The organism is Mucilaginibacter sp. GW821-FHT07G05, assembly GCF_059418565.1.
Map to the genome: position 1 here is coordinate 217,871 of NZ_JBWKQC010000005.1, position 23,472 is coordinate 241,342.

The following is a 23,472-nucleotide window of genomic DNA, read 5'->3' on the forward strand; positions in this document are numbered from 1 at the left end:
GGTTTTGTAATACCAATTATTTCCCCCGGTTTTGTTGTTTAACATTTTGGGAAGAAAACAATGATCTCATTCCCCCTCATATACCACTCCCGTTCCGGGTGTTTCTTTCAGCTCTATCCTGGTTAGCCCGGGTAATAGCGGCTTTACTTTCCGCCACAGCCATACGGTCAGGTTTTCGGCAGTTGGGTTTTCCAATCCATCTATTTCATTTAGCAGCCGGTGATCAAGCAGGTGCAGTACCGGTGTCATTATAGTTTTGAGGTCCGAAAAATCCAGTATCCATCCTTCCGGTTCTTGCACTTTGCCCGAAATATGTATGGTAAGATGATAAGTGTGCCCATGCAGGTTTCGGCATTTGTGGCCTTCGGGTACATGCGGCAGAAAATGAGCCGAGTCGAACGTAAAGTGTTGATAGATGATCATAATAGTAGCGGGCATCCTGCCCTATTTTAATCGCCAAGTTTAAGCGATTCTACCCTGTTTAAAAATGATCACTATCAATGTTATTTGCGGCTTTTAGCATTGTTTGTGGGTAGTAATTACGCTTTGTAAACCGCATTGAAATTTTATGCTTTTGTACTGCCTGCGCAATGATACATATCAATAATCGTCCTGCCTATCGTCACGGAAGCGGGCCGTAACTGCCAATACATTTGATGCATATTAAAACAACAGAATATGAAAAATTTAAAACTTTATGTATTGGCCTTATGCTTGTTCAGTGGCTTTAACAGCTTTGCCCAACAAAAAAACGAATGGAATATTCGTTTACGCGCTATAGGCATATTACCCAAGGAAAGCGCTGCCATAGGTGTTATCGGCGGCGATGTTAATATAAGCAACGCGTACGTGCCCGAGCTGGATATTACCTATTTCTTCGCCAAAAACTTTTCTGCCGAATTGATATTGGGGACCTCAAAACACAAGGTAAAAACACAGGGATCAAACCTAACAGCTATTGGCGGCAGCGCCGCGGCAGATGTTGACCTTGGTAAAGTATGGCTATTGCCGCCAACGCTTACCATGCAATATCATTTACCTACCGGCACCGCATTTAAACCTTATTTAGGAGCAGGCGTTAACTATACCATTTTTTACAGTGCCGATCAGGGTCCGGTTGTACAGGACATTAAGTATAAAAACAAATTCGCGTTTGCTGCCCAGGCGGGGATAGATTATGATATCAGTAAAACAGTATTCATCAACATCGATCTTAAAAAGCTGTTGTTATCTACCACCGCTACAGTAAACGCGGCTAATTTAACACCGGCCGGCAGCCCGGCACTTGCCCCGGTATTACAAAACATTAATGCCGATGTTAAGCTAAACCCATGGGTGGTGGGTATTGGTATTGGTTATCGCATTAAGTAAAAAAATACTTTCCTTCGCGGACGTAACTATTTGTTTATGCCGCGAAGGAAAATACTTTTATGATGAAACTACTCTGAAGCAGTGCTGCTTTTCCGTTTCAGTTGGAGCGGATATTTCTTGTTTATTTTGGTTAATACTGCATAAACCGAATCTTTATGCTCATTAATGCCTGTCACAATAAAGGTAGAATCGTTAGGGCGGCTATAGTTGAGTATTATTTTGGCCGATGTATCTGCACGGTTAGCTAAATTGAACCGGTGCTTTATCGTATCTGCCTCATAGCCATAAAACAACCTGCCTATGTTACCATAATATTCAGTAGTGCGAATGTTGTTTTTGGTGTTGGCTACAAATGGTTTTGCCACCCGGATACTGATGGTATTAAATTTTTCGAACACCACATTTTGCCAGCGCAGGGTATCTGTAGGTGAATACGGAATAACCTTGTTGTTGAGCCTAAACTCTTCTACATTATAAAAACCGGCAAAGCTTTGCACACCATTATCTAATGGTAATTTAAATGTTTTGCCATTGGCATAAAGCTGCCCGTACTGGTATCCACGGTATAGCAAAAACAGAAATATAAATGCAACCTTTAATGCCAAACGCGCTATGCGTTGCCAGCGCTGCTTAAAAGCCGGAGCGGCTATATAACTGATGGCTGCCTGCTGGTGTTTAATGAGGATATCGTAAAACTTACCGGCATCCCTGGCTAACAACAGTAACGATAACAATAGCAAATGTAAACTGGCCAGTTCTACCCCGGCATCGTACCCTATATTTACAAACCAAATAGGCAGCAAAATAGCGATCATCATCAACGCGCCAAGCGTAGCTGTACGCCTGAACAAAATGAGGATAGTTGCGACCAGTTCAAATATCCCGGCGAATACTTCAAAAAATGGCGATACGCCCGTTGTTAACCAATATAATTTTCCGGGAGTAAAATCGCCCAGGTTGGTATTTAACTGGCTGATGGTAGGGAAAGGCATCTGCACCGGAAATACCTTGGCAATGGCAAACCACGACATCCGCAAGGCTATCTGGTACCTCACCAATATGAAGAACCAGTTATAGAGTTTGTTGTCGGCTTCGCCGTTTTCTTCCAGTATATTTTTGTTCTTGTTTATTTGCGTGGCTATTAAAGTCCATACAAGGCCTGCCACAAAACTTGCCAGCAAGGTAATTGCCCAGCCCAGATAGTTTTTACCGCCCTGGCTGCTAAAAAACCATGGATTGTTTTGGCTTACCACATCCAGCCAGCGGAAGGGGTAATTTTTAACCGAGAACCCGGCATCAAAATCTTGCTTGTAAAAAGAAACCGTTAAAGGGATAATTGTAATGGCGGCGTATATAAAAAAGGTGCGTAATACTATCTTTTCATAAGGCTTCCATTTGGTAAATGGCTGATGGTTTATAGTTGTCATTGTAAAGTGTGAGGTATTGGCAGAAAAAAATGTTAAAAAAAAGAAGCCACCCGGCCTAAACCGGGTTGGCTCCTTAAAGCACAAATAACCACCATTCGTACTTATATTATTTAGCGTGACTGATCACTGTTGCAGTGATGGTTGAGCCACTTACTGTACCGTTTATAAATACGGTATATATTTTACCGGCCTCAAAGCTGATATTGCTTAAGCCGTTTACCGGGATAACGGTATTGGTTGCCGCATTGCGTATAGTAAAATCTTTTGCGCTTGCGGCATCAATTTCTTTGAATGGGCCTAATGTTTTCCAGGTTAAGCCTTCAATAGTGGCAGGTGCTTTGCCGTTGGCATCATAAGTGATAACGGTTTGGCCTGCGAAGTTGCCATAAGCCACATTGGTGAATACAGCCGATCCGCCTGCCAATCCAAAACTCAAATCAGGTGCATCGGGCGAAAAATTAGCGAACCTTACCTTGGCTTTACCTGCCGCAGGCGCTTCCAAATCGTCATACACCAATATCAGGCTGTCCCTGTTACCGGGGTTTGCTTTACTTGGCTTGCGTTTAGCCACGGTAAATAAGGTATGGTAATAACTTGCTATCGGTCCGTTAGGCCCTGCGAATGATGCTTTATCATTCTCCTGCGCAAAGGTGGCGCTGCCGCCAAATACATAAGATGATTTGTAGCTGGTGTTATTGCCCTCGGTAGTATTGTACTGTACTTTACCATATTGCGTATCCAGGTAATCGGTAGCTACGTTATGGGTTACAATAGCGGCGTTTATTTGCCTGGTAAAATCTAAAAAGTTTACAGGGGCTGTTATTGATAACGCGTTAACCAGCTTTACCTTCGCGCTTAGCGGCGGACGATCGGCATTGTCGGTGTCTAAATAATCGGTCTTTTTGCAGGAAGTGAAGCCTATAGCCAGTAAACCTGCGAATAGTAAGTATTGATACCTCGATAGCTTTGTGTTAAAAATAAGCTGCGTGGTTTTATGATAGAATATTTTCATGATCTTTTTATTTTTTAACATTAAAACTTAGCTGTAAATCTTACAAATGGCTGTACGCCTGTTGTTGTACCTGCCTGTGTAGCACCCGGTCCCGGGTTGCGGGTAATGTTGCTGCCCGGTGCAGGTATGGTATAATCGCCCAATATATTGAACAGGTTGTTGGCACCTACTGTAGCTTGTATGTTTGGTGTTATTTTATAACCGGCGGCTATATCAGTTACCCAAATAGGGCTAAATGTTTGATAGTAATAATCAGGTTTTGGGAAGGTGGCATTCAGCTGTGTAGCCAGCGTAACCGAACCAAAGTATACCGTGCGCAGTAAAAAGTTGAACTTGTTGATGTTATAAGTACCCTGCAAGGTGATCTTTTTCGACGGGATGTTGCTGGTTACCCTTGTTTTCTCCGACTCATCAAAGATGATGTAACGGTACGCTTCCAAACCTTTCGGGGTGTTTACCTTGGTCAGCTTGGTTTCTAAGAAGTTACCGCCTGCCAGGAATGTCGCATTAGCGCCATTTTCGAACAAGAACCTGTAGCTGCCCGTAAACTCTATACCTTTTGTAGTGGTGCTAAAAGAGTTGTAAAAGAACTTTGCCTGTACTGTCCCGGTTTGCACAAACAAAGCTCTTACGTCTGCCGGCAGGTTGGTATCCGTAGCCGAAAAACGACCTGTATTACCTACCCTATCCTTAATATCAATCTGGTAAGCATCTACCGTAAACTCCACGTTAGGTATTGGCGATGAGGTTAAACCGGCAGTATATCCTTTTGACCGCTCGGGCGTTAAGCTTGGTATGCCCAGCGCTTTGGTAGCCGGGTTTACGTTATTGGCCGTTACCTGGTCAATAGCTACACCGTTTTGAAAGGTTGTTGAAGTTTCGGTATAATAGAACTGTGCCAGATCGGGCGCGCGGAAACCGGTATTGATAGATCCCCTTACACCCAGCCAATCGGCAAAGCTATATCGTGTAGCGCCCTTGTAGGTAAACACACTTCCAAAATCAGAATAATGCTCCACCCTTAACGCACCTGATAATAACCATTTTGACGTTACGTTCAACTCCACATCGGCATAAGCGGCAGAGATTGCCCTGTTTACATCAACCTCGTTAGATGGCCTGAAACCCGCGTGGATTTGCGAACCCGGTGATAAGCCATTAAGCGGCGTGTAACCCAATGAAGTGGTATAAGGTATACCACCCGATGTAGTATCCACCCCGTAAATAGCCCGCAGATCTGCCTTAGCATACGATGCCTCCTCTCCTGCTATTATCTGGTAGGTTTCTACACGGTACTGACCACCAAATGCCACGTTGATACCTTTAAGTACCTTGTCAAAATACCGGCTAAAATCTATGCTCCCGGTGTTTTGGCTTGCATTGTAGCTACCTGCGTTAAACTTACGCGGGGTACGCTGGCCATAGCTGGCGTTAAGCGAATTACTGATCTCGTTACCGAAACCGTTGGTACCATACACATTTGATATATCAACGTTCCAGTTTTTCACTTTGGCTTTTAAACCTACAGCGAATGATTTATCGGTGATGATATTATCCATGGCTGGTAAAAAACCGTCGGGATAAATGAAGGTGTTGTTACGCTCTGTCCATCCCGGTAAACGGTATACCGCGGTAAACTGTGAGTTACGGTGACTGATACCACCAAAGGCATACAGCTCAACATCCTGCTTTAACGGCACACCGGCGTTAAAAAACAGCAAACCATCGATAGCCTTATTGGTACTGCCACGCTGATCAAAGTAATGGCGATCAATACCACGGCTTTTAATAATGGCATCGTCAATTTCTTTGGTGTAAATCTGGTCGAACCCACGGGTATTGGCACCGCCGCCATAAGCCGGACCAATGTATAAACCGGCATCGTCATTACCTGTTGGCAAGGATACCGCCTGTGTGGCAAATTCACCGGTTACGTTTAAATAACCGCCTTTTTCGCCCAGTTTAACACCGTAATTGCTGCTGGTACGGGTAGTTAAACCATCGCCACGCCTGCGGGTGCTGGCTGTTGAGGTAAGTGATAATTGGTCGGTATTTTTCTTTAGTACGATGTTTATCACACCCGCTATCGCGTCCGAACCATATTGCGCCGCCGCGCCGTCACGCAGTATCTCGATACGTTCAATTGAACCTGTCGGGATGGAGTTCAGATCGTACCCGGTAGCGCCGTTGCCCAAACCGCCCCAGCTGATGTTGGAGCTTTTGTGCCTGCGCTTACCGTTGATGAGCACCAGCAACTGATCTACCCCTAAACCACGCAACTGCGCTGTTGACGTAGCCGAAGCCGCATCACCACCACCTGATACAGAGGAGTGAAATGATGGTGATACATATTGCAATAACTGGGTAACGCTCACCTGCGGAGTAGTTTCCTGCAAGGCTTTAATATCAATGATATCTACCGGGTTGGCCGAGTTTAGCTTGGTACGGTTGGCATTGTGCGAACCTACTATGCTCACTTCATTCAATAAACCGGTTGAAGGTTTAAGGCTTACGTTGATCTTGGTTTTGCCATCAACAAATTCTTCCTGATTTTCGTAACCTACAAAAGAAAAAACAAGGTATTTACCGTTGCGGATGCTAATTTCATAAGAGCCGTCGCTTTTGGTAACCGCGCCTTCGTTAAGGCCTTTTACGCGTACCGATACGCCCGGTACAGGCTGGTTATCATCTGCCGACGTGACCACGCCCGTTATTACCCGCTTTTGGGCATAAAGGCTTTGCCCCAGAAAGAGGCTCAGCAATAGTACTAATTGTATAATTTTTTTCATTGTTGTCGAGTTTAGTTTAAACACAAGGGGATTGCCTGCGGGCCAAAACGGCCTGCACCACGTAGTATAAAATGCTGTAAGGATTATTTAATTAAAGGATCAGTTTTTAGGTATGTTACCGGCAAAACGATCATCGGTAAGCGCTTTTAAAAAGACCACTATATCGTCAATATCCTGGGTTGATAAATTCAGCGGCTTATCTAATGATAGGTCGCGGTTAATGCCATCACTTACCACCGCCGATGGGTTATTGTAATATTCAACCACCTGGCGTAATGTTTTAAATTGCCCGTTGTGCATGTATGGCGCTGTTACAGCCACGTTGCGCAAACCGGGTATTTTAAATTCGCCGAGTACGGTACTGTCCTTTGTAATTTTGAAACGGCCCTGGTCGTTAAGGTTTTTACCATTATAAAGGCCAATACTCTTGAATCTGTCTGCCGTAAAATCCTCTCCGGAGTGGCAATTATTACAATTGCCACGGCCTATAAATAACAACCTGCCACGCGCGGCCGCTGCCGAAAGCGCGTTATCATCGCCGTTAATATAACGGTCATAAGGGCTGTTATTGGTTTCAAGCGTCCGTTCAAAAGCCGCGAGTGCTTTCAACAAATTATCTTTATTCGGCGCTGTTTTATATATTTTTTTAAAAGCGGTTGCATAAAATTCATCGTCGTTAAGTCGTTTAACCGCCTCTTCAATGGTTAGGCCCATTTCATCAGGCGATGTGATTGGCCCAAGGGCCTGTTCCTCCAGTGAGGCGGCACGGCCATCCCAAAAAAACTGGGTGCGGCCGGATAGATTGGTGAGGCCCGGCGAGTTACGCGCGGTGAGTTTGTTATCAATTCCTTTACTGAATGTTGCTGTATCGGCAAAGGCAAATTCGGGCTTGTGGCATGATGAGCAATTGATAGTGCGGTCTTTTGATAAAATATTATCGAAAAACAGTTTACTACCCAGCTGCTCTTTGGTTTGTACCTCATCGCTACCGCCAACAAAGCTTTGCTGGGTTACCAATAAGGCAATTAAACCTGTAAGTACAATTATAACGTTGCTTTTTTTCATGACCATATCCATGCAGCTATCAAGCTATTAACACTGCTGTTCTGTTAGTATCAGGGGCGATAAAAAAGATAATAACTGCCCTGTCCGCCCCCGAACAGGGACAGTTATATTGATTACACCTACTAAAACTTTTTTCTTTTTTCGCGCTTATTGAGCGTTGGCTACCAGGGCTACGTTAATGTCAAAATCATCGTATATCACCTTGTCGCCCAGGTTTTCAAAGAAATTTTTCGAGCGGAATTTGATATCGTATTTTGTACGGTCGATAGTGATTTTGGCGTTGGCTGTTAGTTTTTTGCCGCTTACCGCTACGGTAGCCGGAAACTCAACCTCGTTGGTAATGCCTTTAATGGTAAGCTTGCCTTTTACATTGTATTGGTTACCGGTAGCTTTTGTGGCCGATGTGATCACAAAGTTCGCTTTCGGAAATTTCTCCGAGCTGAAAAAGTCGTCGCTTTTAAGGTGACCTACCAGTTTGGCGTTCGAAGCTTCGTCGGTAATATCAACATCGGTAATGGTGCGGGTATCAATATCAAATGAACCGGCTTTAAGTGTGTTGTTGTCAACAGTAAAGTTACCGTCGCTTACCTTAACATTTCCGCTGTGCTCGCCTGTCGCTTTTTTAGCCAGCCAGGTTAGCTTACTGCCCTCGTTATCAACCTTAAATACCTGCGGTTTTGATACACCGGTGTAGTTTGATGCCGCTTTGGCTACATCAGCTTTTTTAGCGTGTGGTTTCGGAATGGTTAGAGGGCCTGTAAATGCCGCTAATGATGCTACTGTAATAACTGAAAGCGCTAATGTGAATTTCATGATCGTGGTTTGTTTTTTTGTGGTTAAAATTTCCGGCACGAACCTTAGTCCGCACCGGAATGAGTTGGTTTAGTTTATTATTTATTTGCCTTTTTGCGCAGGCTCATCTGTTTTTACAGCCGCGGTTGAAGGTGCCTCTTCAGCCAAAAGCTGATCGAGCAGGGTATTAAATTTCTTTTCGTAGTCTTTGTAGTATTTACCTGTTACGGTGCCGGTGTAGCCGGTGTATATTTCACGTACATCACCTTTACGGTCGATAATAATGGTGGTAGGGAAAGCAACAAACTTGTTTAAGGCCGGCAGCTTTTGCGAAACCAGTTTTTTATCGGCCAGGCCACCAAACAGAATATCGTATTTGATATTGTATTTATCGCGCAGCTTACCTAAAGTGTATTGGGCATAAGCTAAGCTGTCCTTTTGCTCAAAACCAATGGCAATGGCTTCAACACCGCGCTTTTGGTTTTTATTGAACCATGGTGACAGGAATACGGTTTGGTCTGTACAGTTAGGGCACCAGGTACCTACAATTTCAATAATTACTACTTTGCCCTTGTACTTATCATCGCTTAACGATACCGCTTTGCCGGTAAGGTCAGGGAAAGTGAAATCGAGCTTTTTGTAGCCTTCTTTTAAATAGGTAAGCTTGTAGGGATCGGGCAGTTCGGCTTTATCATCTTTTACGCCATCAAACTTGGTATTATCATAAATACCTTGTGAGGTTACGCCGCTTAAAGTACCGTCGGCATTGATCTTGCCTTTGTAGATCTTAGGGCTTGGGCCGGTAAAGCCCGACAGCACAAATTCATCTCCCTGTACGGTACCTTCCAGTTCGCGGCTATCGCCTGTTACCTGCATAATTACGCCGGTTAGTTTGTTACCGTTCTGTTTAAGGATAGCTACTTTGTTAGGCACCTGCTCCTTTGAGTAAAACTTAAGCTCCCATTTACCGCTTAAATTGGCAGCAGGGGCAACATCTTTACCCGGTTCAACAAAGCGGTATTTTTTGCCATACTCGGCTGTAAAAGGCAAAGCGTTGCCGCGTTTGCCGGGTACCAAGCTACGGTATTCGCCGTTCAGGGTACCGTTGTCTTCAATTTTAGCTACCAGGGCGGCATCATAAGTATTCATTTTGATGAATACCGAATCTTTACCCAGGCGCTGCACATGAAAATCATCACGACGGGTACCGTTCAGCAACGTGAAAGTGCCGTGCTCCAGATCTTTCCCCTTAAACTCGAAGTTGAAGGGCACCTGTGTTTCGCTCACGTTAAATACGCCCCGCCATACACCTTCCTTAATCACTTTTGCAGCCGGTTCCTTGTCACCGGCCAGTACAGCCCCGCTGAACAGTAAACCTGCCGACAGCAGCGCGGTGCCTTTTAAAAATTTAATTGTTTTCATAATGGTTGTTTATATGAGGTCGGTTTGTTATTTACCTTGTACTGTGTTACCTGCATCCTGCGTATTGGCCGCGTTTTCCGGTGCCGGTTCGGCTATTAAGGCATCCAGTACTTTGTTGAATTTCTTTTCGTAATCGTCAAAGTATTTGCCTGTTACCGTGCCGGTGTAGCCTGTGTATATTTCACGTACATCGCCCTTACGGTCAATAATTATTGTGGTAGGGAAAGCGATGAATTTGTTAAGCGCAGGCAGTTTTTGAGCTACCAGTTTTTTATCGGCCAGGCCACCAAACAGAATATCGTAACCGATATTGTACTTATCGCGCAGCTTACCTAAAGTATATTTTGCATACTCCAGGCTGTCTTTTTGCTCAAAGCCGATAGCGATAGCTTCTACACCACGTTTTTTATTTTTGTTGAACCATGGCGACAAAAACACGGTTTGATCTGTACAGTTAGGGCACCAGGTGCCAATAATTTCAACAATCACTACCTTGCCTTTGTATTTATTATCGCTTAACGATACCTGCTTACCGTTCAGATCGGGGAAGGTAAAATCAAGCTTTTTGTAGCCTTCTTTTAAAAAAGTAAGTTTATAAGGATCGGGCAGTTCAACATCGTTGTTTTTGGTAGCGTCAAACTTCAGGTTTTTGTATATCCCGAAGCCTTCTTCGCCAGATAATGTACCGTCATCGTTTATTTTTCCTTTAATAATAAAAGGGCTTGGGCCGGTAAAGCCCGATAGCGCGAACTCGTTACCTTGTATAGTACCTTCAATTTCGCGGCTATCGCCTACCACCGTCATTACCACACCGGTAAGTTTGTTGCCTTTTTGTTTTAACAGGGCTATTGAAGCAGGTACAGCCTCTTTACTGTATAATTTAAGCTCCCATTTACCGGTAAGATCTGCTGTAGGGGCTACATCTTTACCTGGCTCTACAAAGCGATAAGTTTTACCATGCTCGGCTGTAAAAGGCAACGCGTTACCACGGAAGTTAGGCACCAGGCTGCGGTATTCGCCGCTTAAGGTACCGTCATCATTTATTTTGGCAACGAGGGCCGCGTCATAAGTATTCATTTTGATAAATACCGAATCTTTACCCAGCAGCTGCACGTGGAAGTTATCGCGGCGTGAACCGTTTAACAAGGTAAATACGGCATGCTCGGCATCTTTACCTTTCAGCTCGAAGTTGAAGGGCACTTGCGATTCGCTCACGGTGAATACACCGCGCCAAACACCTTCTTTAATAAATTTTGCAGGCGGATTTTTATCGCCGGCTAACGCTGCGCCACTTAGCAACAATCCCAATGAAAGGTATTTTGCTTTAGATAGATAATTTTTGAAGTTCATTTTTTGTGTGATTTATAGTTGTTAAATTTTGTTTACTGCTTAATTGAACATTAAGTAGTGTGCTTAAATTTGAGGCATAAGCAATCCCTTACCCGCAGCTAAACAGCTACAGCTCACGGTAAATAATTCCGATAAATTTTATGCGGAGAAACCCCGGGGAACTACATGCACATACAACAACATCGCACGGTGGTTGCGCTTGATTGTTTGGCTAAAAAGAGATAATTCAAATTTTGCATAACACTAGTTAATTTATATTTCCGGAGGAACATCCCTTCGGAAAAAAGTAAAGCACTTATTTCATTACTGAATGAAAAGTTGCTAGAAGATCATCGAGACTTCCTCTCCCTTCTTCTTTATAAATCAACTAATTAATGGTGGGGTTAATTAGATGGCGTAAAGGTAACAATAAAAATCAATAATACAAGTTTATCTATAGAATTAGTAGTATTTATTTTTATTTAGTTTGATATATTGTTTAAATATGGATGACTGGCATCCTGGACTGTTCGGAAAAGCAAGCTGAATGAAATTACCACCATTGCATAAAGCAATACCTCTTTACAGCCAGGATGCCGGTCTTGTTTTTCAAGGCGGTATCCGGGTTAACAGACAGGTAAAAAATCTTTAATTACAACAGCAGCAACCGGGTAAAACTGCTAAGCAATAGCTGTTTAAGTTGCGCAATGCGGTTTGGCCATCAAAAATACCGTTCTTCATTTCTTTATAAATTTAATTTCAGTTTGTCAGGATCAGATTTAAACCCACTGCCTTTCCTGTTCGGTCAGCTTCACGGGTGTTGCACTGTTCCCTCCTATTTATAAATCAATCGGTGGTATATTGATATATGTGTAAGGTTTAGCTATAATTATTATAGCAGTATTTTTTTTTATTACGGGTGTATTATTTTACCGCTACGGTAAATTCAATATCCTCAGGCGGCAGGCACTCTTTATTGCTGCACGCTAAAAATGTGATAGTGCCTTTTACTACCGGGTTACTTTTATTAAGCTTTATTTTTTGCTGAAATATTACCTGCTTTTCAAAATAGGCAACGTTCACCCCAAAGTACTTTTCAAACTTTTTAATGGGTTTTGGCTCGGATGGTTTACCTACCAGCGAAATATCTGCCGACGCGGCGAACTTCAGTTCTGTTTTAGTTGGCCCGCCTTCGGCAATGTTTTGCGAGTAAATGTGCCAGCCTTTATCAATAGTAGCCTTAACAAATATTACGGCCTCGTTATTGCCCGTTTTTTTCGCTGCGTAAGCCCATTTAACAGGTTCCTGTATCTGGCTGTAAGCGCCAAAGCTTAGTAAGAGTATAAATGATAATAAGTATATTTTTTTCATGCTTGTATAGCTGCTTTGTATGTCAAATTAATGTTCCTGGTATTTGACTTATCCTGAGAGGCAAAAAGAGACAGCTATGTATCTGGAAATCTTTTTATCTTATCTATCTCCGCATATCGCGAAGCAGGAGTTAGCACCTTTTACATATATGAGGATGTACAGGTTGCTAAGACATCATAGGGCCTTTCCCTCTGTCTTTCTGGATAAGTACTATAAAGAACGTGTTATCTGATACAAATATATGATATAAACTATAATATCCATAGAATTTATAGAATTTTTTATAATTAATATCAAAAGCACATAATAACCAATAAAAAAAGCCCCGCGAAGAAGAATCTCAGCGGAGCTTTTTATGCTAATTTTTAAGTGGTGTTACAATCCGTAAGTGCTTATCTCCCCCATCACCATATAGCTTTGCGGGCCTTGGGTGCCTACAAACTTAAAGTACCTTGCCTTTGGTTTATTAGGAAGTAAATATTTTTGTTCGCCATTTATTAAACGGTTAAAATTGAATGAACCCTGGTTTACCCATGTTACATTATCCACACTGGTTAAAAAATCAAATTTATCCGGCCCGCGGTCGTCTCCGCCTGTTTCAAATGTGGTGCGCCAAACGCCAAACTGGGTAATGGTTCGTTCTACCCCCATATCTATGGTAGCAAAGTGCGGGTAGCTTGAACAGCCTGCGCATGTATGCCAGCGGGTTGCTTCGTTCCCGTCAATAAAATTGATCACCGCGTTATCACCATCAGAATGCTGGGTTGAGTAACTGATTATTTTCCAGCTTTTTTTGTTGAAGGAAAACAGGCCGCTGCCATCGGTATATGAAGTGTAAAAATTATCGATACTCAACGTATCAGGCCTGAATATGGTTCTGAACTGGTAATTGGTATTGGGTTTCATGTCCGGTATTTCTGAAACTAAAGATTTCACCGAAAATATTTTGTGTTGTTCCTTACCGGATACATCCGTGTATTTAACTTCTGATGCATAAGCCCCGTTGGATTCATCTGCACCGCCCCAACCAATGGTAAGCGTTCCGTTAGCGTTTAACACATTAGAGTTTACGGGCCTTGTCAGCAATTGTGCCTGGTACTTTTCGCCATACGATCCGCCTACTACTTCAACCGGTATTGATGAATTGCCTTTACCGTCGTAAGTACGAATTGTGAATGTATACTTTTTTTCAAGCAGATTTTCAATAGTAACACTTATGGTATCGCCCGATGGCGGAATATCAACAGACAGGGAATCAGCAAAATTGTTCCAGTAAACTTTAGCCTTTATTACAGATGGATCAGACCCTCTGAGCCAGGCTATCTTTACCCTGTTCAAGCCCGAATAGGCCTTAGGTGAGGTCGCTTTCCCGGCATAAGTTAACCCTCCCGGAACTACATATTGCTTGTAGCTTTCTTCCATTTTACGGCAAGCTGAAACAATGCACATCGTAAAGATCAGTATGATCCCGACATAGAATATCCTTTTCATAATATTATTTTATGATAATTAATTAAATAGCTATTGTACAATTTGGCCAAAGAAAGCCATCTCCATTATTACCACCTGGCCGGGACTGCTATACGTTTCTAATGATTTTAAGCGGAGGTACCGTACAGCAGGCGGTTGAATATCAAAGTTAAAATCGCAGCCAAGGTTGGTTGCATAGTTGACATCTTCACTCGTTTTTTGCCCCAGTGGCAGGCCCGATGGTTTTAAGGTTTCAAATTTACCCAGCAAGGTCCATTGTGTCCAACCTCCATCGGGGTCGGGAGAATTTGAGCCCCATAACTCGAAGATCTTTAAACCTGAACCTGTATAACAATGGTCGTTTGATTCCATCCATTGCTTAAACCGGCTCAACAGCACCTTTTTACCCAGATCAATAGTGATCCATTGCGGAAGTGATGAAGCGTTTGACGACGCGTAAAGTCTCCTGTCGGCCAAGCCATTCCAAATATTCTCGATATTATAACCCGGATCGGCAAGTTGGGTCTGATCTGTAGGGAGCACCAGTTTGCTGAAGGTATTTTTAGGGATTTCAATTTCAAACTTAGGTGTAAGTGTTTTGATTAAAGTATCCGACTTATTATTCCAGCGGTCGCGGAAAAACACCGCGAACTTTTGAGGCTTAGATTCGAAACCACGGGCTGCAAAGTTGCCGGTAACAGCTGCTGTATAAAAAGTACGTACGGTTACCCAGTCGTTGTTGCCGGTAGTATCGCGCAGTATCACCACGGAAAAGTCGGCCTTGTTCGGGTTTTTAAAAGCGATGCTTACACCGCCGAAAGTTTCTTCAAAAACCGCAGCCTTAAGTACCGACTTAACCGGCGGTGTTTTGGGGGTAACATTCACCAAAAGCGGCTCCGATTCCTTTTCGTTGCTGCCTACGCTGTATATCTTTACGGCATGTGTTAACGAATCGCCGAAGCCTACCAGTTTTAATGTATCTGTATACCTCGATGATTTCGCTTCCCTGAATACACCGGGCTGTATTTCATATATGGCTTTAACGTATGATAAGTTGGCATCTGCCGGGAGTTTATAAGTTAATATACCACCACCCGGGGTTGCATTAACCTTTACGTCAACTACCTGGCCCGGAGCAGGCAAATCGGCATCAACAAAATCTAACCTGCCTTCTTTTGAACAACCGTACCATATCAGCGCGGCTATCAATCCTCCTATAAAATATATCTTTTTCATTTTTGCTCTTTAATTATTGATCAATTGAGATGACGGGCTACCAGCCTAAGTTTTGAACCAGGTTTGTATTAGCTGTCATGTTGCCTTCAGAAATTGGCCAGAAATAATCTTTTATACCAAATGTTTGGTTGTAGAGTACCGTGATACGATAATAGGATTCGGGCGTGGTTTGCGACATATCCCAACCCCTGATCTGGTCATTTAACACATCTGCCGATTTTTTCCAGCGGCGAAGATCCCACAATCGCTGCGATTCGAAAGACAGCTCAATCAGGCGTTCCTGTTGAATGATCTCGCGCAAACCGTCCTGGTTAAGATATTTCACCGGGTTGGTAGAAAAATTTGTCCAAGATGACGCTACAGTGCCTAAGCCTGCACGTTTCCTAACCAAATCGATATACTTATTCGCTTCAGCCGACGGCCCTGCCGATTCGTTCACCGCTTCGGCATATAATAAATAAAGATCGGCCAGACGCATTATTGGGTACGGGTAGTCAACAACAGAATAATCATTATTGGAGTTAATGGTATTTTGGAAATTGATCAGCTTTTTAAGATTATACCCGGTTACGGTATTATAACCGTATTTACCTTTACCATTGCGTTGTTTAAATTTGCCTTCGAGGTAAAACAGATCAAGGTTTTTGCTGTCATCAAAGCGTCCCTGCCCGTAATAAACGGCACCATCAAAACCAAGATCGGCGTAAAATCTCGGCTCCCTGTCAAAGTGTAGCCCTACCGTGGTATAGCCTTTACGTATATACAATTTATCAGCCTCCTCTGCGGTGCGTAAGGCATAACGCCCGCTATAATTCCAGGTTTTATCTTCATTGATTGGCACACCATGGCCGGTGTAAAACATCTCAGCAATTTTTAAAGGCGGCGATAGTTCGCCCCTCGTAATTACACCGTCAAGGTAGCGAGGATCCCACCAATTGGAGATCAGCCTTTGCAGATCGGCGGTGTTAGATTGTGTATTCGCCCAAATGATCTCGCTGTTCCACTTTTCGGCTACAGCGTTTCTGATACTTAGCTGCGTATTAATAGTATCGGTAAGCTTATATTGCTGAAATGCCGGGTTGTATATATACAATTTTATACCGGCCTCATCACAAACATCTATAGCCCTTTTACAAGCCGTAGCTGCCGTATCCCATTTAGTTTTTGAAAAAGTAGTGTTAAACAGCTGCGTTCCATCGTGGTTTTTCAAACTACCCTGATCTGTATTTCCATTAAATAAAGGGCTGGCTGCTGTAACCAACACCTTTGCCCTTAATGATAAAGCTATAGGGCGGGTAATACGACCGGCTTCGGTAGCAGGACTAATAATATTTAATGGCAAGCCCGGCGCTGCCTCGTTAAGCAGTTGCGCTATATAATGAAAGCAAGAATCCACCGGATCGCGCACCACCTTTACCTGGTTAACATCGGCCGAAATTGGCAGGTTGTTTTTGATAACAGGAATAGGGCCGTACATTCTTACCAATATAAAATGATAGTAGGCCTTAAGAAATTTCACTTCAGAGATCCAGCGGATCTTTTCCTCTTCCTGCATATCAGGCACTTTCGCAATGTTTTCGAGGAAAATATTACAATCCCTGATGCCCTGGTACATCGACTGAAACCTATCGCCTAACGGGCCAACTTTACTTTGAAAGCCTTTGGCCATATCCAAATAGGCTCCTCGCTCCGGTATTTCCCACAGTTCATCGCCGCCTACCATAGCCGGGTCATCTCCTAATTGTCCGTTACGGGGCATAAAGGAATAACAGGTAAATAAAAATTTCATGGCCTGGGTACGCATTGTAAAGGCGTTATCTATAGTAGCCACGTTATCAGGAACCACATCAAGAAACTTCCTGCAAGAAGTTAATACTGCCAGCAAGCAGCACAATGCGAAAGCTCCGATCTTAATATATTTTCTCATAATATGTATGTTTATGAATTTATCAGATATAAATTTTTGCCTCTAACAATTACCTTATTGACACATTTAAACCAAGGTTGAACACCCGCTGAATAGGATAACCAAGGCCATCGCCACCCATTTCAACATCCCATAGCTTAAAATTGCTGAAGTTGAGCAGGTTACTCGCGTTTACGTAAATGCGGAAGCTTGACAGGTGCAATGCCTTTTGTACAGCTTGCGGAATCCTGTAGCCCAGTTCAACTTGCTTCAACCGCAAAAAGGAACCATCGCGCATAAACCATGTACTTGTTTGGTTATTGTTATTATTGATATCCGGGCTTAACCTTGGCCAAAGCGCGTAAACATTACGCGAATCTTCCGACCAGTGACTATCGGCATAGGCCTTTAATAACTGGGTTTGGTTGTTAAACGGTGAAGTGCTGTTGGCATCGATCCAGAAAGATTCGTTTGACAGGCCCTGGAAGAAAGCAGAAAAATCGAAGTTTTTGTAACCGCTTGAAAATCCAAATCCGTAAACAATTTCCGGTAAGCGCGGGTTACCGATCGGTACGCGGTCGGCCTCAGTGATCTGCCCGTCGCGGTTTACATCGGTATACTTTATATCGCCACCGCCATACGGGCCAAAATTTTGTTTTGGTGAGTTGGCAGCTTCGGCATCGTCAACAAATAAACGCTCGGCAAGGTATCCGTATTCCTGAAAAATGGGGTTACCTATACGGCTGCGATAGGCCTCTTTGTACACAGGTTCTTCGTACACGGTAAACTTGCTGCGGGCATAAGTAAAGTTACCGGTTGCCTGGAACCAAAAGTCTTTAGTGATATTTTGCAGGTATTCCATAGAAATATCCACCCCTTTTCCGGAAGCTTCACCCACATTCGACCGTACATCTGCCGTTAAACCCATGGTAACGGGAATAGAGGCACGCGACATCAGGATGTTCTTGCGCTTTTCGGTATATACCTCGGCAGTCATCTTAAACTTATTGAAAAGCCCGATCTCCAATGCCAGATTGGTCTTTGCAGATCTTTCCCAGGTTATATCTTCGTTGGCATAACGGGTAATATCAACACCATTTAAAAATGTTGAACCACCCTGACCATTACCAAAGGTAGCGCCCCTGTTACCCGCGTTCATATTAACATTTGAGAGGTAAAAGAACCTGTCGGCTGGTGAGCCTATCGCATCGTTACCGATAAAACCGTAAGTAGCACGTAAGCGCAGGTTATTGATAATTGGTTTCAGATCTGCAAAAAACTTCTCGTTAAATATGCTCCACGCGATACCGGCAGACGGGAAATAGCCGAAACGGTTTTTCTGAGCAAACCGCTCCGAACCATTATAACCAAAGTTATACTCAATAAAATAGCGGCTATCATAATTGTAGGTCGCCCTGCCTGATAAGCCCACGTTTCTGAACGGCAGCGATTGCTGAAGATCGGTAGCGCTGGCGTTGATGTTATTTTGCATCATGTATACAAGCAAACCGCTAAACCCATGCTTGCCAAACTGGTTGCTGTAGTTTAACATGGCTTGTGTGTAAAAAGTAGAGTTCAGCTGCCTGTTGTTGGGGTTCTGGTTATAATCCAGATATTCTGTCGCCGTGGTTTCGTTAATGTTTTTTATGAAATAGGCATTATCCTGCGGATCGTACCCGGTAAGCGTATAAAAGTATGGGTTGTATGCCCGCCTTACATCAAAGAATGAGGTACGGTTAACATTCATCATGGCACTCAAATTAAGCCCCTTCACCAAACCCGACAGATCTTGCTTGGCCTCTAACTGCGCCAGCATCAACGATCTGGAATAGTTCATGTACCCCCGTGTCATATCGGCATAAGGGTTGGTATACTGGCCCTGGTCAAAATTGCCGTACATAATGTGTTTTACAAAGGCGTGATTAGCATCTACCGGGTAAGCCTGCGGAAACAGTACCGGGTTTGAGCGCATTACTTTGCGGTACATTTCGGCACCACCATCTAAAGGCCCTGTATAATCGTCAAAGTTTCCGCTTAAACGGACGATCATTTCTGTTGATTTGGTTAGGTTTACAGTAATGTTTGAGCGAAGAGAATAGCTTTTCAGATCGATATTGTTGTTGAAATTATTGCGGTGATCTACCTTTAGCATACCGTTATCCCGGTTGATAGCGCCCGATATAAAGTACTTTGCAACTTCACCGCCCCCACTTACATTTAAGTTTGCACGCTGGTTCAGGGTATAATCCTTAAAAATTTGCTTCTTCCAGTTGTTCGCCGGGAAAATGATCGGATTTGCTCCTGCTGCGGTATTGGCTATCTTCTCGTCGCTATATAGTGTTTGCCCCAGCGGGTTACGGGTTAATATGGCTTCGTTTGATTGGCGCATGTAAGTAACCGGATCCGCCATTTCAATGTCTCTTACCGGTGCCGATACAGAGTTTTCTAAACGCACTGAAATTTGCGCTTTGCCTACCTTACCTTGTTTGGTGGTTACCAATATTACGCCATTCGCTCCGCGCGCGCCATATACCGCGGTTGAGGTGGCATCTTTCAGGATAGAAAAACTGGCGATATCGTCGGGCTGTAAACGGGCAAGGTCGGTGGTGCTTAGTTCCATACCGTCGATCAATATGAGCGGATTGTTTTTGTAACCAAATGTGGTAACCCCGCGAATAAAGAAATCGGCATTGTCACGCCCCGGCTCACCGCCACGTTGAAAAGCGATAAGCCCCGCGGCACGACCCGCCAAAGCCGTTGTAAGGTTACTTGATGGGATTTTCAGGTCGGATGTTTTAATAGAAGTTACCGAACCAACCAGGTCCGTACGTTTTTGTGTACCGAAACCCACAACAACTACCTCTGTTAAAACCTTATTATCGGGTTTCAAAACCACATCTATAACAGTTCGCCCTTTTACAGGTACCTCCTGCGTAACATAGCTAAGAAAAGAAAACACCAGCACCGCGTTCTCATTGGGCACATCCAAAACGAACTTTCCGTTATCATCGGTTTTTGTACCGATTACGGTACCTTTAATAACCACGCTTACACTTGGCAGCGTACCTATAGAATCTCGTACAGTACCCGTTATGGTAATTTTTTGAATGGGCGCCCTCAAATCTTTCGCCACTACAGGCGCGGGCTTCTTTTTAACAATAATGGTTTGTTCCTCAACAAGGTAAGTAACCGGCTGCCCCTCAAAACACTTTTGCAAAGCGTAATCAACAGAGGCGTTTTTAATATCGAGGCTGATGAGCTTGGCCCCCTTCAGCGAATTTGGGTTGTAAAGAATATTAAAGCCGGTTTGCGCTTTAATTTCTTTCAAAATACTTTCGAGCTTCGCCTCCTTTACCGTAAGGCTCACCTTTTGCCCGTAACTGGCAGCGCTGGCCTGTAAAAGTGTAGCAATTAATAAAATAATGGTAAGCTTCATTATCTTGATGGATTTGAGCATTACGCGGGAATTTAGGCCACAACAAAATGCCGTATAAGTTTTATACATTTGAGTGTTTGGTTTATGAAGTGATAACTGTTGAAGTAACGTGATGACTTGTGTAAGCCAGCATTGGCCAGGGGCGTCGCAACCGCTCCTGGTTTTGTTTTTACTGAAGCTGAGTAAGTAATATTTAAGCCATAAGCATCTCTCCTTTTTATTATTTAAAAACAAGTATTATTTCGGTTCATATTATAAACAGAGCAACGGGCTATGTTCTTTTGCCATAGCTTAAGCATGGCAAACCACAGCCGGGCTCGTATTATTTAGGCACGGTTATTATAAAGACGGTTGACAGAAAAAAACGGGGGGAGTAATTGCCGAACTTTATTTAATATTTTTAAATAATAAGTATCAATACCATCATTTTATGGCATACTGCTGTAACGCGATGGTAATTAGAGGTTAAAACCAATTCTACGATACGAGCTGGAGGGGATTTTTCCGATACCGAACTGACGGTTTAATTATTAATTCGGGCTGCGGATACAGCGGTTAGAATACGATGATCTTTCGGTCTTTTATGGTGAAGGAAACGCTGCCGGTAAATTGGAGCATCTTTAGCACATCATTTACGTTTTTATATTTGGATATGGTACCTGAAAACACTTTGCCGTCCATATTACCCTGGTAGGTCACCTCAACATCGTACCACCGTGCAATCTTTCGCATTACAGTTTTTATGTCTTCATTATCAAATTGAAAAACTCCGTTTTTCCAGGCCACGGCAAGTTCGGTGTTAACTGCCTTTATGTTAAGATTATTATCTGCCACTGTTGATTGCTGACCGGGTGATAACATTACAGGTGCATTTCCCTCCCGTTTTTCACCCTGTTGTAAAACACTCACTTTTACCGCCCCTGTAAGCAAAGTTGTTTTAATATCCTCTTCGTCGGTATAGGCGTTTACATTAAACTTTGTGCCCACAACCTCGATCCGTTGGTTGTTGTTCATCACTATAAAAGGCATTTTCTCTGCCTTACCCGATTTGGTATTTAGCCGCTGAATAGACATAATTTCAAAGTAGCCTTCGCCATTTAATTCAACTACGCGTTCATTACCGGTAAATTGCGCGGGATATTTAAGTGATGATGCCGCGTTGAGCCAAACCTTTGATCCATCGGGCAATACAAGTTCATATTGGCCACCTTTAGGGGTGGTAATGGTATTAAGCAGCGGCCCGGCAGTATTAACCGTTTTACCATCCGCTTTTACTCTATCCTCGTAAACAAGTACCCCGCTTTTCGTTTTTTTAATGGAGATGTCGGCTTGTTTGGCAATTTCACCGTTTGAGGCATCTGCCAGGTTTATCTGTACCCCGTTGCTTAAAGTTAAAATAGCCTTATTGCTGCCGGGTACTATCAATTGCTTTTGGGGCTTGGCAGCAAGTGTTGGGTTATGCGTTTGTTTTGTGAAATAATAAAACACCACCGAAATAAATACGAATGTAACAGCAGCGGCATACAATATGCGTTTGGTGAATAATATATTGCGTTTGGGCGGAATTTGAGAAGGGTTTGATCTTAAGATTTCATCTAACCCTAAATCGAGCGATTTTTGCACATCATCGCTCACAGCGTTTTTTAAATTCGCGGCAGGCTGTTTCTGTAACTGGGTTATAATTAAGGATTTCAGATCGTTATCGAGATCCTTATCTGCAAAAAGGGCTAAAATACGGTCAGCTTCTTCTTCCGAACATTCGTTTTTTAACAGTTTTTCAAATAATGCAGATAGTTCCTGGTCGTTCATTCATCAATGCTTTACCTAAAGACGTACGGCTAAGCAATATGGGGGGATGCTTGTCCGTATCCATCATTTTTGTTACCTGGCCGGCATCGCTTTAGCTAATATAAATATAGAATGAAAACAATTAAACTGGCAACTGATTCCATTTTTTTCGACATGAAGGCTTTAACCAGGTATTTTGCCTTGCAAAGATATTCTTTAACCGTATAGGGAGAAATGCCCAGTTGGGCCGCTGTTTCTTTATAGCTACAGCCATCAATTTTGCATAACTGGTAAACGTGCCGTTGTTGCGGCGATAAGCATGCAAGGGCTTGTTCTAAGAGGTCTTTACTTTCACGATAGTAAATTGATTCTTCTATATGCGAGTATTCTTCGGTAATGGTTGATTTAAAATGGGCACGCATTTTCTTGTCGCTCTCCAGCCTCCGGTAAAAATCGCAAACCAAATTTGATGCCGCACGGTAAAGGTAAGCTGAAAAATCAGTTTCATAAGAGATGGTTGCCCGTTGCTGCCAGATTCGCGAAAACAGAATCTGTATCATTTCTTCTACCACTTGCTCGTCTTTAACCATTTTAAACATATTGGCATACATTTTACCACTGTACTTTTTGTAAAGCAGGGTAAAAGCAAGCACATTGCCCTGCTTCATTAAGTCGGTCAGTTCGAAATCAGATTTGCTGTTACAAGAGATCATCATTGGCCAAACATTTAAATATGGTGAATTAGCTGATCTTGCTTACAAATTGCGGTGGTGGCAACTAATGGGTCCATCTTTTGTTGATAGGTTAATTATTAATTGGTTAATGAAACTTAAATAAATGCGATAACAATATTTACCAATTAAAGCGCCTGCCATTACTTACGTAATGCCCGTATTTGCACAAAACTAAGAACCCCTTACAGGTAACAACTTCATATGGTTATTAATGAAGCTGTTCTTTACAATGGTTAATTTTAATTGGTTATTTCAAAAATCATTTTATTTTTTTTAACAACCCTCCTGAACCCTCTTGCTGCCAACTTGTTTACTGCGAGTGCA

The 23,472-nt window shown here is 43.1% G+C and carries 16 protein-coding genes and 2 riboswitches; of the genes, 1 reads left to right on the plus strand and 15 read right to left on the minus strand.

The genetic code is table 11. The features are described 5' to 3' along the window. Positions 1–66: 66 nt before the first annotated feature. On the minus strand, positions 67–438 hold the full coding sequence (queD, locus tag AC07NA_RS14665; protein WP_494898298.1) for a 6-carboxytetrahydropterin synthase QueD: 372 nt from the start codon (positions 436–438) through the stop codon (positions 67–69). A gap of 240 nt (positions 439–678) precedes the next feature. Here queD and AC07NA_RS14670 point away from each other — a divergent pair, with 240 nt between their 5' ends. Continuing rightward, a complete protein-coding gene (locus AC07NA_RS14670) occupies positions 679–1,371 on the plus strand; it encodes an OmpW/AlkL family protein (RefSeq protein WP_494898299.1) in 693 nt (230 codons plus the stop codon). Between the two features lie 68 nt (positions 1,372–1,439). On the opposite strand, the gene AC07NA_RS14675 is transcribed toward AC07NA_RS14670, so the two are convergent. From AC07NA_RS14675 to AC07NA_RS14740, 14 genes are all read right to left on the minus strand, one after another. Continuing rightward, a complete protein-coding gene (locus AC07NA_RS14675) occupies positions 1,440–2,798 on the minus strand; it encodes a hypothetical protein (RefSeq protein ID WP_494898300.1) in 1,359 nt (452 codons plus the stop codon). A gap of 106 nt (positions 2,799–2,904) precedes the next feature. Further along, a complete protein-coding gene (locus AC07NA_RS14680) occupies positions 2,905–3,810 on the minus strand; it encodes a hypothetical protein (protein WP_494898301.1) in 906 nt (301 codons plus the stop codon). Positions 3,811–3,830: 20 nt separating this feature from the next. Then, on the minus strand, positions 3,831–6,599 hold the full coding sequence (locus AC07NA_RS14685) for a TonB-dependent receptor (RefSeq protein ID WP_494898302.1): 2,769 nt from the start codon (positions 6,597–6,599) through the stop codon (positions 3,831–3,833). Between the two features lie 99 nt (positions 6,600–6,698). Continuing rightward, a complete protein-coding gene (locus AC07NA_RS14690; protein ID WP_494898303.1) occupies positions 6,699–7,664 on the minus strand; it encodes a cytochrome-c peroxidase in 966 nt (321 codons plus the stop codon). 147 nt (positions 7,665–7,811) lie between these two features. Further along, a complete protein-coding gene (locus tag AC07NA_RS14695; RefSeq protein WP_494898305.1) occupies positions 7,812–8,477 on the minus strand; it encodes a YceI family protein in 666 nt (221 codons plus the stop codon). A gap of 81 nt (positions 8,478–8,558) precedes the next feature. Beyond that, on the minus strand, positions 8,559–9,878 hold the full coding sequence (locus tag AC07NA_RS14700; protein ID WP_345209059.1) for a peroxiredoxin family protein: 1,320 nt from the start codon (positions 9,876–9,878) through the stop codon (positions 8,559–8,561). A gap of 27 nt (positions 9,879–9,905) precedes the next feature. After that, on the minus strand, positions 9,906–11,228 hold the full coding sequence (locus tag AC07NA_RS14705) for a peroxiredoxin family protein (RefSeq protein WP_494898307.1): 1,323 nt from the start codon (positions 11,226–11,228) through the stop codon (positions 9,906–9,908). Positions 11,229–11,477: 249 nt separating this feature from the next. Then, positions 11,478–11,593: riboswitch (SAM riboswitch) on the minus strand. Positions 11,594–12,131: 538 nt separating this feature from the next. Further along, the gene (locus AC07NA_RS14710) at positions 12,132–12,578 is read right to left on the minus strand and encodes a protein-disulfide reductase DsbD N-terminal domain-containing protein (RefSeq protein ID WP_494898309.1); all 447 of its coding nucleotides are present in this window, start codon (positions 12,576–12,578) and stop codon (positions 12,132–12,134) included. Between the two features lie 96 nt (positions 12,579–12,674). Continuing rightward, positions 12,675–12,788: riboswitch (SAM riboswitch) on the minus strand. A gap of 165 nt (positions 12,789–12,953) precedes the next feature. After that, positions 12,954–14,069, minus strand: coding sequence for a DUF4998 domain-containing protein (locus AC07NA_RS14715; RefSeq protein WP_494898311.1), 1,116 nt, complete (start codon positions 14,067–14,069; stop codon positions 12,954–12,956). Positions 14,070–14,099: 30 nt separating this feature from the next. Then, complete coding sequence (locus tag AC07NA_RS14720) at positions 14,100–15,284, minus strand: DUF5000 domain-containing lipoprotein (RefSeq protein WP_494898312.1); 1,185 nt, start codon at positions 15,282–15,284, stop codon at positions 14,100–14,102. 37 nt (positions 15,285–15,321) lie between these two features. Then, on the minus strand, positions 15,322–17,211 hold the full coding sequence (locus AC07NA_RS14725; RefSeq protein WP_494898313.1) for a RagB/SusD family nutrient uptake outer membrane protein: 1,890 nt from the start codon (positions 17,209–17,211) through the stop codon (positions 15,322–15,324). Between the two features lie 49 nt (positions 17,212–17,260). Then, entirely contained in the window at positions 17,261–20,647 is a 3,387-nt protein-coding gene (locus AC07NA_RS14730; RefSeq protein ID WP_494898314.1) for a TonB-dependent receptor, read from the minus strand. 534 nt (positions 20,648–21,181) lie between these two features. After that, positions 21,182–22,435: a FecR family protein gene (locus AC07NA_RS14735; RefSeq protein ID WP_494898315.1), complete on the minus strand. Its 1,254-nt coding sequence runs from the start codon at positions 22,433–22,435 to the stop codon at positions 21,182–21,184. 95 nt (positions 22,436–22,530) lie between these two features. Then, positions 22,531–23,130, minus strand: coding sequence for an RNA polymerase sigma factor (locus AC07NA_RS14740; protein ID WP_494898316.1), 600 nt, complete (start codon positions 23,128–23,130; stop codon positions 22,531–22,533). Positions 23,131–23,472 lie beyond the last annotated feature (342 nt).

Excerpts from the sequence above, each read along its gene's own strand:
- queD (WP_494898298.1), bottom strand. The coding sequence starts at position 438 with ATGCCCGCTACTATTATGATCATCTATCAACACTTTACGTTCGACTCG.
- AC07NA_RS14670 (WP_494898299.1), top strand. The coding sequence starts at position 679 with ATGAAAAATTTAAAACTTTATGTATTGGCCTTATGCTTGTTCAGTGGC.
- AC07NA_RS14675 (WP_494898300.1), bottom strand. The coding sequence starts at position 2,798 with ATGACAACTATAAACCATCAGCCATTTACCAAATGGAAGCCTTATGAA.
- AC07NA_RS14680 (WP_494898301.1), bottom strand. The coding sequence starts at position 3,810 with ATGAAAATATTCTATCATAAAACCACGCAGCTTATTTTTAACACAAAG.
- AC07NA_RS14685 (WP_494898302.1), bottom strand. The coding sequence starts at position 6,599 with ATGAAAAAAATTATACAATTAGTACTATTGCTGAGCCTCTTTCTGGGG.
- AC07NA_RS14690 (WP_494898303.1), bottom strand. The coding sequence starts at position 7,664 with ATGAAAAAAAGCAACGTTATAATTGTACTTACAGGTTTAATTGCCTTA.
- AC07NA_RS14695 (WP_494898305.1), bottom strand. The coding sequence starts at position 8,477 with ATGAAATTCACATTAGCGCTTTCAGTTATTACAGTAGCATCATTAGCG.
- AC07NA_RS14700 (WP_345209059.1), bottom strand. The coding sequence starts at position 9,878 with ATGAAAACAATTAAATTTTTAAAAGGCACCGCGCTGCTGTCGGCAGGT.
- AC07NA_RS14705 (WP_494898307.1), bottom strand. The coding sequence starts at position 11,228 with ATGAACTTCAAAAATTATCTATCTAAAGCAAAATACCTTTCATTGGGA.
- AC07NA_RS14710 (WP_494898309.1), bottom strand. The coding sequence starts at position 12,578 with ATGAAAAAAATATACTTATTATCATTTATACTCTTACTAAGCTTTGGC.
- AC07NA_RS14715 (WP_494898311.1), bottom strand. The coding sequence starts at position 14,069 with ATGAAAAGGATATTCTATGTCGGGATCATACTGATCTTTACGATGTGC.
- AC07NA_RS14720 (WP_494898312.1), bottom strand. The coding sequence starts at position 15,284 with ATGAAAAAGATATATTTTATAGGAGGATTGATAGCCGCGCTGATATGG.
- AC07NA_RS14725 (WP_494898313.1), bottom strand. The coding sequence starts at position 17,211 with ATGAGAAAATATATTAAGATCGGAGCTTTCGCATTGTGCTGCTTGCTG.
- AC07NA_RS14730 (WP_494898314.1), bottom strand. The coding sequence starts at position 20,647 with ATGCTCAAATCCATCAAGATAATGAAGCTTACCATTATTTTATTAATT.
- AC07NA_RS14735 (WP_494898315.1), bottom strand. The coding sequence starts at position 22,435 with ATGAACGACCAGGAACTATCTGCATTATTTGAAAAACTGTTAAAAAAC.
- AC07NA_RS14740 (WP_494898316.1), bottom strand. The coding sequence starts at position 23,130 with ATGATGATCTCTTGTAACAGCAAATCTGATTTCGAACTGACCGACTTA.